This window comes from Gordonia sp. B8661-1, from assembly GCF_059427765.1.
In genome coordinates this window covers 1-9983 of the sequence record NZ_JCAHRL010000024.1, presented here as the reverse complement: position 1 = coordinate 9983, position 9983 = coordinate 1, and the positions used below count along the sequence as shown (strand labels likewise).

Sequence of the window (9983 nt, the reverse complement as noted above, 5' to 3'; positions counted from 1 at the left end):
TCATCCTTCCAGGCCGCCCTCCCGGGGCAAGCCAGATCAGATGTCACCTAACCGTGCACCAGTCCCAATCGATGCACTCTGCCCGTACTGCATGGCCGTGTGGGTCGTTGTCGTGGTTGCCTTTTGGTATGTGAGCCTGCGCAATGCCGACCATGTCTGCCCATCCGGGAGAGCACGCCGAGCCCTCGATGTGGTCCTCACGGTGCACACCGTAGTACCGCTGGTGTGGGCGATGGCGGTGATCGCCCTCATCATCGAACGCTTCTGGTGGTACTGGTCCACGCTGGTGTGACCGTGGCCCGATTGACAGGGGTGAAGCATCGTCTCTCCCCTGGCAACGATCGTGCACTTCGTGCGCAGACCGGCGGCGTGGGTGTCGTCGATGCGCCACCCCTCACGGGTGATGGGCTGCCAAGGCTTCCTCCTGGTGACGCTGGGCACTGGTCTCGAGCTGGAAGGTGGAGTGCTCGAAGGAGATGGCGAAGTGGGTCGCCACGCACGTTCGGATGTCATTCAAGATCGTGGGGGCGTGCCCGTCCTGGAAGCAGTCGTCATCGACCACCACGTGAGCGCTAATGATCGGCAGACCAGTGGCCACCGTCGATGCGTGGAGGTCGTGCACGTCCTGCACGCGGTCCATCTCGAGAATGTGGGCCCTGACGTCGTCCAAATCGATCTCCCTGGGCGTGAACTCCATCAGCACTCGCGTCGTCTCTGCCATGAGCTTGAGGGCGCGGGGTGCGATCAGTAGCGCAATGAACAGGCCGGCCAGTGCGTCGGCTTGTTGGAAGCCGGTGGTAGCGATGACGATCGCGGCGACAATTACACCCAGCGATCCCAGTGCGTCGTTGAGGACCTCCAGGAACGCCGCTCGCATGTTGAAGTTGGCCCCGCGTCCTGAGGCAAGCACCAGCATGGCGACGATGTTCGCCACGAGCCCGATGATTCCGAAGATCAGCAGTTCGGTCGAGGGAACCTCTGGCGGAGCGAACAGTCTCCGCACGCCCTCAACAGCGGCGTAGAGCCCGACAGCAAGCAGCAGCGAGGCCTGCCCCAGAGCGGCGATGACCTCGATGCGCCGCAGTCCCCATGTGCGAGTCTTGCTGACCGGACGGTGCATCACGGTTGCTGCGACCAGCGCGACCGCCAACCCGATCGCATCTGTCGCAGCGTGCGCGGTGTCGGTCAGCAGCGCCAGACTTCCCGTGATCACCGACCCGACCAACTGGGCCACGACAATGATCCCCGTCAGAACAAACGCTATCGCCAGACGGACACGCAGCGACGAGTCGCTGGACGCAGGATCGGTTGGTCCGTGGTTGTGTCCGGCTCCCATACTTCGTACTCCCTCTCATCCACACCCAGATAGCCACGCTACCCCTATATATCAATACATGCGCATGTGACTATATGACAGACCGGGCCGGAACGGTACCAGCGGATCACGTCACGACTGACTCGGGATGTGCTGAGATGGCCCGACGTTGGCGGCGTGGAGGCGGTGGTTGTTCGGTCTCGTGAGGGTGCGGTGACCGGAAACAGGGGGACGCTGTGGACGTCGAATCGGGGCCGCCACCACAGGGCTCAGATGGGTAGTTGAGTATCGGTGATGAACGCGTCGCGCACCCACACGATGAATTGGTCCCACAGGCCGGTGATCAAAGCGATGCCCACCGCGATCATCATGGCCCCGCCGGCGATCTGGATCATGCGGGCGTGGGTGCGCAACCAGCCGAGGCTTCGCAACGCCCACGCCGAGGAAAACGCAAGCACAACAAAAGGAATGCCAAGGCCGGCGCAGTACGCCACGATCAGCGCGACGCCCTTGGCTGCGGTGGCGCCTTCGGTGCCGCTGGCCGTAGCAATGACTGCCGCGAGTGTGGGCCCCAGGCACGGGGTCCACCCGAGTGCAAAGACCCCGCCGAGCAGCGGGGCGCCGGCGATGTTGGAGACGCGGCGGGGGGCGAACCGTCGTTCCTGTTGCAGTGCCGGCACCAGCCCGATAAACACCAAGCCCATGACGATGGTGACCACACCGCCGATACGTTGCAGGACTTCACGATTCACCACGAAAGTCGTGGTGACCCCAAGTACTGTGGCGGTCGCTGCCACGAAAACCACGGTGAAACCGATGACGAACAGGCCTGCGGCGAGCGCCACACGCGAGCGACCCCGTTTATTCGACTCCCCCACCGACACCGCCGGCGCCTCGGCGCCGACCACGCCAGCCAGATAAGACAGATACCCCGGGACGAGCGGGACCACACACGGTGAGGCGAACGACACCAGCCCGGCGATCATGCATGCGAGCAGCGCCAGCAGTAGCGGACCGCTGGCGACGACGTCAGCAAACGTCTCGCCGACCGAGGCTTGCAGTTCGACTGACTGCGCCGTCATGGGCGTTGTGTCACAGGCTCAGCGACGACGCGCTGAACTGTTGCCCCGAGTTCGTCGGCGGTGATGGCCTTGAGGAACACCGCGGCCGGACGGTGGTCGCGGTCGAGCACGATGGTCGTCGGCACCACCGACGTTGGAGTGGTCAGCGCAGCCAGAGTGATGCCGGCAAAGTCGTAGATCGAGGGAAAGGCGACTTTCCTGTCGACAATGAAGTCCTTCGCCGCTTGCCGGTTGTCGCGCAGATTGATACCGAGGAACTCGACCCCCGAGGTCTTGTTCTGGGCGTAGACATGCTCGAGGTCGTCGGCTTCTCCCCGGCAGGGTCCGCACCACGAACCCCATACGTTGATGACGACGACTTTGCCTGCGAAGTCGTTGAGTCCGACGGTCTGGTCGGTCACCACATCAGGGCCTGAGACGTCAGCGATCCTCTGACGGCTTGCAGGCGGGTCGTAGGTGATGACCGTCTGCCCGCCGGGTGAGACGAACTGAAAGGTTCCCCCCTGCGCAACGGCGTCGTCGCCAGCGCTACCACAACCCGACGCTACCCACGGCACCACGCACATCAGCGCCAGGATTGCCGCCCGCACCGCGGATATCCTTCTCTCCTGCTGCACCAGCACTCCTTGACCTTGATCTACTACGCAGCGTGGTAGATTAACGTTCGCGTTGTCAACATAGCCGTAGTTTTTGCGATCTGCACCGGCCCGTAGGCCCACGTCCCGCGGCGAGGGTTCTGCCGCGTTCATCTGACGTATCGGTGCGCTCAGCTGTGATTACGCTTGATTCGGTCGAGGTCCCGAGGCTGGGCATCATTGCTTATCTGCAACTACGTTCCCTAGTAATAGAGGCCGCCAGTTGCGACTGACGCTCAACCGGATCGTGTTACTGCTGTGACCTGTGGGGCCTATGGTTCGAACGGAGGGCTGCCAATCGGGGCCTCATGTGCACCTGGCGTGCGGTGCTGAACGTCAGTGCGTCGCGCCCGTCTCCGGAAGGTCTCGCTGGCATGCCTATGTCGTCCCTCATTCGCCGCTGCGGCGTTGCACGGCCCTGTCTGAGGCTGGGGGCCGTGGGAATTGTTGCTGCGGTTCTGCTGAGCCTCTCGCTTGACGCTCGAGCGCGCGCCGACGCAGATGACACCCATGTGGCCCAGCAGTTCGCCCAACTGGTCGCCGAGACGATCTCGGCATCCTTGGGGGGGCCGGCGATGGGGGAACTAGCCGACGAGATCCGGACCGTCAGCACATGTCTGGCCGATCGTGCGCGCCCAGTCGAGCCGTCGGAGCCAACGGATGACCCCATCACTGCGGTGGGTTGCTTTGCCGCCGTTCTCAGTGCGGGACGAGCAGCCGCCGAACTGGTTGTCGACGCGCTACCGATCGGGCGGTTGCTGGCGCTGCTGGCATTTGAGATGCGTCCCCACGATCCTGCGACCCCGCATCCCGCACCGAACGGTCCACCCGTCTATTCGTCGCCGTCGCCGGGGTCCGTAGTCGCTCCGACGAATGGTCGAATCACCTCCACCTTCGGTGACGGTCGAGGTCATCAGGGCATGGACATCGGCAACGACCTCGGCGCGCCGATTTTCGCGGTCACCGACGGCGAAGTGATCAACTCCGGCCCTGCCCAAGGCTTCGGATTGTGGGTACGTATCCGACATGCCGATGGAACAGTCACCACCTACGGCCATAACGACGACAACCTCATCGAGGTAGCGGCTCCGGTCACGGTCGGCCAACCCATTGCCACGGTTGGCAACCGAGGTAACTCAACCGGCCCCCACTTGCATTTCGAGGTGGCCGATGCATCCGGTGCTGCCCTCGACCCGGTGAGCTGGCTCGCCGAACGCGGCGTCCGTCTGCCCGCCGACGGCGAACCTACTATCCCTCCCAACGAACCGCCGAGCAGCGGAAGTGCAGACCTCTGGCGGTAGGGAGCAGCGCCGCGTAACCGCGATGACCCTCCGCGCCTGATATTGGTGAGGGAGCCGACTTTTCGTTGCCGCCATGTCGGTACTCGCCCGAGATTCGGGATTCCGGGCCCAACTATGCTACCTAGTAGTTAATCGACTACAGTCCGTAGTTACGGCCCGGGAAGTCGCACGCAGGATGCGCGTGTTGCTCGATCAGGGCCACCGTTTGTCCGACTCAGATGGAGGCCTGATGACCGCGGTGTCCCCGCGCCCACCCGAGGTGGTCGCTACGCGGCCCTACCCCGAGCGGCGCAAGTCCAGAGGGTCATTCATCTACAAGCTGCTGACCACGACCGATCACAAGTTGATCGGCATGATGTACATCGTCGTGTGCTTCGCGTTCTTCCTCATCGGCGGCCTGATGGCGCTGCTGATGCGCGGCGAGCTCACGACGCCGGGCATGCAGTTCCTCTCGACCGAGCAGTACAACCAGCTGTTCACCATGCACGGCACGATCATGCTGCTGATGTATGCCACCCCCATCGTGATCGGCTTCGCCAACTTCGTACTGCCCCTGCAGATCGGCGCTCCCGACGTCGCCTTCCCGCGGCTCAACGCCCTCGGCTTCTGGCTGTTCGTCTTCGGCTCGACCATCGCGATCGCCGGCTTCATCACCCCCGGTGGTGCCGCCGACTTCGGCTGGACCGCCTACACCCCGCTCAGCGATGCCATTCACTCACCCGGCGTCGGCTCGGACATGTGGTTTCTCGGACTGACAGTGTCCGGCTTGGGCACCATCCTGGGCGCGGTCAATATGGTCACCACGGTCATCTGTCTGCGCGCACCGGGAATGACGATGTTTCGCATGCCGATCTTCACGTGGAACATCCTGGTCACCAGTGTCCTGATCTTGCTGGTGTTCCCGCTGCTCACCGCGGCACTGCTCGGCGCCGAAGTCGACCGTCAATTCGGCGCGAATCTGTTCGATCCGTCCAACGGCGGCGCCATTCTCTGGCAGCACATGTTCTGGTTCTTCGGCCACCCCGAGGTCTACATCATCGCGCTGCCGTTCTTCGGCATCGTCTCCGAGATTTTCCCGGTCTTCAGCCGTAAACCGTTGTTCGGGTACTCAGGACTGGTCTACGCCACCCTCGCCATCGCCGCCCTATCGGTCGCGGTGTGGGCACACCATATGTATGTCACCGGCGCCGTGCTGTTGCCGTTCTTCTCCTTCATGACGTTCCTGATCGCGGTGCCGACGGGCGTAAAGTTTTTCAACTGGATCGGCACAATGTGGCGGGGCCACATGACGTTCGAGACACCGATGTTGTTCTCGGTCGGCTTCATGGTCACCTTCCTCTTCGGCGGACTCACCGGTGTGCTCCTGGCCAGCCCACCCATCGACTTTCAACTCTCCGACAGCTACTTTGTGGTGGCCCACTTCCACTACGTCCTCTTCGGCACCATCGTGTTCGCCACCTACGCCGGCATCTACTTCTGGTTCCCGAAGATGACCGGACGTCTGCTCGACGAACGCCTGGGCAAGATCCATTTCTGGCTGACGTTCATCGGCTTCCACCTCACCTTCTTGGTGCAACACTGGCTCGGAGCAGAAGGCATGCCCCGCCGGTACGCCGACTACCTGCCCTCAGACGGCTTCACCACGCTCAACATCATCTCCACCGCCGGCGCGTTCGTCCTCGGCATCTCGACCTTGCCGTTCCTGTGGAACGTCTTCCGCAGCTACCGCTACGGCGAGGTCGTCACCGTCGACGATCCATGGGGCTTCGGCAACTCCCTGGAATGGGCCACCAGTTGCCCACCGCCGCGCCACAACTTCACCGAACTCCCCCGCATCCGGTCGGAGCGTCCAGCGTTTGAACTGCACTACCCGCACATGGTGGAGCGGATGCGCGCCGAAGCTCACGTCGGCACACGGCACGGTGAACCCAGCGAGACCGCAGAAGAAGTCCGCCGTGCGCCGCTGACCACCGGAGACCATGAAGCATCTACAGATCCCGACCCGGAGAGCCGACCGTGAACAACTCCCCCTTCCCTGCCCTCGACCAGGCCGCCGTCCCGCGATCGCGCCGCCCGCTGACCGTTCCTCGATGGTTCGCCATCCTCGCAGTCGGCTACACCGCGTTGATGACCTTTGCGTTGACCCTGCTCGCGGGTTCTGTCCTCGCTCAGGGCACTCCCCTGCTGCTGTGGCTGATCGCGGCGACCGCGGCAGCCTGCGCGGCCCGCGGAGCAGCCGCGATCGCGGCCCGCACAGCACAACCAGCGCGCGGCCGTGCGCTGCGGCGGTAGCCGGTCGCGTCATCCATCGGCCCAACTCTGCGTGATCAGAGCCTTGCCTGCGGGGCGTGGTGCTGCACAGCGCCACGTGGGCCATGTCGAGACTGCACGCCCCGATGCATAGCTGACGCGATCCCGGTATGACCCTGGTGACGTGGATTATGCATCCTGTTGCGACAGTCTCTCGGCTGGCGGGTCCGATGGCGAAGATGCACTCTGGGCCTCGCGGGGGCGGCGCGCGCGGGGCGTGCGCGCAACACCATGAGACACGCGCCGGTGAAGGTCGTCGTTACCGGTGGCGCAGATGAACGAAACGTCACCGGGTTTGCGACACTAACTGCTGAAGAGTGAACGTGGCGGTGCGGGGACTCACGCGGTGAGCCCATGCGCAACAACTGAGAGCACCGGAAGTGCTGCAACGGTACACAATGCGGCACCCAGAAGTGGCAGTACACTCGCCGCTGCGTACTTCGATTTGGTCGGCTCGATCACGCCATTGTCGAGCATGCGCAGCCGGTAGCGCGTGGAGTGCTGCATGGGGGTCCCGGGGCCTACGCCCTGACCGGTGACATGGGCCAGTGCGCTGCGTACCGCAGCCGTGCTGGTGACCCGGGCTGCCGACATGTCGGCATCCACTTCGATCAGGGCCGCGACCGCCGCTGGCGCCCGCCGAAACAGCGGTACGAAGGGCAGAGCACGTGCCATGACGTCGCAGACCGCCAGGACCCGGTCGTGACGAGACCTTAGATGGGCGAACTCGTGTGCCAGTACTGCTGCCCGCGCCTCGGCCGGCACGCGTGTGCGCAGCGCGCTGGTGGCTACCACGAAACCGCTGCGTCCGCCGACGCAGTAGGCCATGGGGTGGGGATGATCGATCCAGAGTACGTCGGGGGTATCGGGTTCGGTGCTGCCTACCACCGCAACGACGTCGCGATGAAGGCGTTGCACACGTTGCACATCGCGCGTGTGACGAGCGCACGACATCGCGGTGCGAGCGACCACGGCGAACAGCACGACGGCGACGGTGATGCCATACACCTGGCTGAAATCGTCGCGCACCGCATGCAGGACAGCGCCAGCGCACCGAGCCAACGTGTCGACGAAACGCTCCGCAGGCGGCGCATCGGGCCATAAGGCCGACAGCGCCGACAGGAGAAGCAGTCCCACCGCAGTGGCAATGCTGCTGACCCATGCGGTGATCACTACCCGCGGTGACCATCGCTGTGGCAATCGGTCGAGAACGTAAGGACCCAACACACCCAGCACGGCCGCGCCCACCAGGTGGGCCAAAGCAACGCTCACACTCTCAGCGCCTTCTCGGACGATCCGTCCGCGTCCGGGACAAGTGTTCGCTAAGGACCTCGCGCTCCTCGGGGGTAACCATCCGCGCGAAATGCATCAGGACCGCCGTGGAATCGCCGCTGGCATCGAGCACCCGTCGCAGTGTCTGCGACGTCGCCTCCTCCCGCGACTGCAACGGGAAGTACCTGTAGGCGCGGCTGATCTTCTCGCGTCCGGCGAAGCCCTTCTTGTGCAGATTGGTTACCACGGTCAACACCGTCGTGTACGCCAGATCGCGATCGGCCAACGCATCGACAATGTCGTGCACACTCATCGCCGCAGAAGCGCCCCACAGCACGTCCATCACTGCGCGTTCCAACGAACCCAATTGAGTCACCGTCGCCTGCCTGATCGCCTTGTCTTTGCTGCCAGTCTAGAACAAACTACCCTGCTTAGTAGCCGAAGGTGGCTTCGCCAGGTTGGCCGCCACCATCTGACACACTTTTCGCATTTCCTGCGGTGCCATGACTCACCTCACCGCCTACTGAAAGCGCCACTCGTGACCGACCTCGTTGACGACACGTACTCGACCCGCCGCATCCAACTCGATGTAGGTGGCATGACCTGCGGTGCGTGCGCAGCCCGAGTGGAACGCAAACTCAACAAGATTGACGGCGTACGCGCCTCGGTGAACTACGCTACTCGGCGGGCCACCGTGGAACTCGATAGCCACGCAGGCGTGGCCGATGCGATCGACGCTGTTCACACGGCAGGCTATTCGGCTACGGAACTGACCGAGCAGGCTCCTCCTGTCAACGAGGATGCGTCGACGGCGAAGGCGCTGTTCACCCGACTGATCGTCGCGCTGGCCCTGTTCGTGCCGCTGGCCAACCTCTCCGTAGTGCTCGCCGTCATCCCGGACCTGCGTTTTCCCGGGTGGCAAGCGGTGTTGGTGGCGCTTGCCGCACCAGTCGTGACCTATTGTGCGTGGCCGTTCTACCGCACCGCGGTGCGTACGTTGCGGACCGGTGTGGCCACGATGGACACGCTCGTCTCCCTGGGAGTGCTGGCCGCGACCGCCCTGTCGATGTATTCGATGTTCTCGGCCGATGCGATGTCTGCCGCGGGTCAGGGGGTGTGGTCAGCGATCTTCTCCAGTGACTCGATCTACCTCGAAGTTGCCGCCGGCGTGACGGTCTTCGTGCTGGCGGGACGCTACTACGAAGCGCGTGCCCGCACACAAGCTGTCCAGGCATTGAGCGCGCTGGCCGCGCTACGCGCAACCGAGGCCCGCGTCGAGTGTGCAGGGGGTACGAGCATGCTCATACCCCTGGCGGAACTCAAAGTCGGTCAACGACTCATCGTGCTGCCGGGTGAGACCATTCCCTCGGACGGGCATGTGATCGAGGGCACAGCCAGTGTGGACCTCAGTGCGATGACCGGAGAGACGACGCCGGTGCAAGTATCAGCCAACCACCGCTCCACCGCAGTCGGGGGCACTACCTGCCTCGACGGGCGATTACGGGTGGAAGTCACTGCAGTCGGTGACGACACACGCCTTGCGGAGATGATCGCGCTGGTCGATAGCGCACAGATGGCCAAGGCCCGCGCTCAACGGGTCGCTGACCGTATCGCCGCGATCTTCGTACCATGCGTCATCGCCCTGGCTGTGAGCACTGTCGTGGGCTGGTCACTAACCGGAGCGTCCTGGGAGCACGCCGTGAGCGCCGCGGTGGCCGTGCTGGTCATCGCCTGCCCGTGCGCGCTGGGCCTGGCCATGCCGATGGCCCTGGTGATCGCCACCGGGCGCGGCGCCCAACTGGGAATCTTCCTCAAAGGGCATTCCGCATTGGAACTGTCCGGGACGATCGATGTGGTGGTCTTCGACAAGACCGGCACTCTCACCAATGGGCGACCTCAGGTCAGCGGCGTGTACACCGTCGACAACAACAGCACGGAGTTGATCCTTGGCTGGGCCGCGACACTCGAGCAGCACACCAGCCACCCCATCGCTACCGCTATCGGGACTGGTGCACGGTTAGGTGACATCTGATCTGGCTTGCCCCGGGAGGGCGGCCTGGAAGGATGA

The 9983-nt window shown here is 63.9% G+C and carries 9 protein-coding genes and 1 pseudogene; 5 read left to right on the top strand and 5 right to left on the bottom strand.

Going from position 1 to position 9983, the window contains the following annotated elements; genetic code table 11:
• A pseudogene (locus AC4JJG_RS21345) lies at positions 1–292 on the top strand (hypothetical protein); the annotation flags it as partial.
• Between the two features lie 102 nt (positions 293–394).
• On the opposite strand, the gene AC4JJG_RS21340 reads toward AC4JJG_RS21345, so the two are convergent.
• The 3 genes from AC4JJG_RS21340 to AC4JJG_RS21330 form a co-directional block, all read right to left on the bottom strand.
• Positions 395–1336, bottom strand: a complete 942-nt coding sequence (locus tag AC4JJG_RS21340) for a cation diffusion facilitator family transporter (RefSeq protein WP_065629398.1) — start codon at positions 1334–1336, stop codon at positions 395–397.
• A gap of 248 nt (positions 1337–1584) precedes the next feature.
• A complete protein-coding gene (locus tag AC4JJG_RS21335; RefSeq protein WP_055476895.1) occupies positions 1585–2397 on the bottom strand; it encodes a cytochrome c biogenesis CcdA family protein in 813 nt (270 codons plus the stop codon).
• A complete protein-coding gene (locus AC4JJG_RS21330) occupies positions 2394–2963 on the bottom strand; it encodes a TlpA family protein disulfide reductase (protein WP_101821343.1) in 570 nt (189 codons plus the stop codon). The genes AC4JJG_RS21335 and AC4JJG_RS21330 overlap by 4 nt, the downstream gene beginning before the upstream one ends.
• A 443-nt stretch (positions 2964–3406) precedes the next feature.
• Between AC4JJG_RS21330 and AC4JJG_RS21325 the strand changes: the two genes are divergently transcribed.
• The 3 genes from AC4JJG_RS21325 to AC4JJG_RS21315 all read left to right on the top strand — a co-directional run bounded on the left by AC4JJG_RS21325 (position 3407) and on the right by AC4JJG_RS21315 (position 6625).
• Entirely contained in the window at positions 3407–4333 is a 927-nt protein-coding gene (locus AC4JJG_RS21325) for a M23 family metallopeptidase (RefSeq protein ID WP_055476918.1), read from the top strand.
• Between the two features lie 229 nt (positions 4334–4562).
• Complete coding sequence (gene ctaD / locus AC4JJG_RS21320; RefSeq protein ID WP_055476897.1) at positions 4563–6353, top strand: aa3-type cytochrome oxidase subunit I; 1791 nt, start codon at positions 4563–4565, stop codon at positions 6351–6353.
• Complete coding sequence (locus AC4JJG_RS21315; protein WP_055476898.1) at positions 6350–6625, top strand: hypothetical protein; 276 nt, start codon at positions 6350–6352, stop codon at positions 6623–6625. Before ctaD ends, AC4JJG_RS21315 begins: the two co-directional genes overlap by 4 nt.
• 357 nt (positions 6626–6982) lie before the next feature.
• Here AC4JJG_RS21315 and AC4JJG_RS21310 read toward each other — a convergent pair whose 3' ends face one another.
• Positions 6983–7915 (bottom strand): M56 family metallopeptidase, encoded by a 933-nt coding sequence (locus AC4JJG_RS21310; RefSeq protein WP_055476899.1) that lies wholly within the window; start codon positions 7913–7915, stop codon positions 6983–6985.
• Between the two features lie 4 nt (positions 7916–7919).
• Positions 7920–8291 carry a BlaI/MecI/CopY family transcriptional regulator gene (locus AC4JJG_RS21305; protein ID WP_055476900.1) on the bottom strand — a complete coding sequence of 124 codons (372 nt, stop codon included), beginning with the start codon at positions 8289–8291 and terminating at the stop codon, positions 7920–7922.
• A 162-nt stretch (positions 8292–8453) separates the two neighbouring features.
• On the opposite strand from AC4JJG_RS21305, the gene AC4JJG_RS21300 reads away from it, so the two are divergent.
• The gene (locus tag AC4JJG_RS21300; protein WP_495405846.1) at positions 8454–9947 is read left to right on the top strand and encodes a heavy metal translocating P-type ATPase; all 1494 of its coding nucleotides are present in this window, start codon (positions 8454–8456) and stop codon (positions 9945–9947) included.
• The last annotated feature ends 36 nt before the right edge of the window (positions 9948–9983 follow it).

Excerpts from the sequence above, each read along its gene's own strand:
- AC4JJG_RS21340 (WP_065629398.1), bottom strand. The coding sequence starts at position 1,336 with ATGGGAGCCGGACACAACCACGGACCAACCGATCCTGCGTCCAGCGAC.
- AC4JJG_RS21335 (WP_055476895.1), bottom strand. The coding sequence starts at position 2,397 with ATGACGGCGCAGTCAGTCGAACTGCAAGCCTCGGTCGGCGAGACGTTT.
- AC4JJG_RS21330 (WP_101821343.1), bottom strand. The coding sequence starts at position 2,963 with ATGTGCGTGGTGCCGTGGGTAGCGTCGGGTTGTGGTAGCGCTGGCGAC.
- AC4JJG_RS21325 (WP_055476918.1), top strand. The coding sequence starts at position 3,407 with ATGCCTATGTCGTCCCTCATTCGCCGCTGCGGCGTTGCACGGCCCTGT.
- ctaD (WP_055476897.1), top strand. The coding sequence starts at position 4,563 with ATGACCGCGGTGTCCCCGCGCCCACCCGAGGTGGTCGCTACGCGGCCC.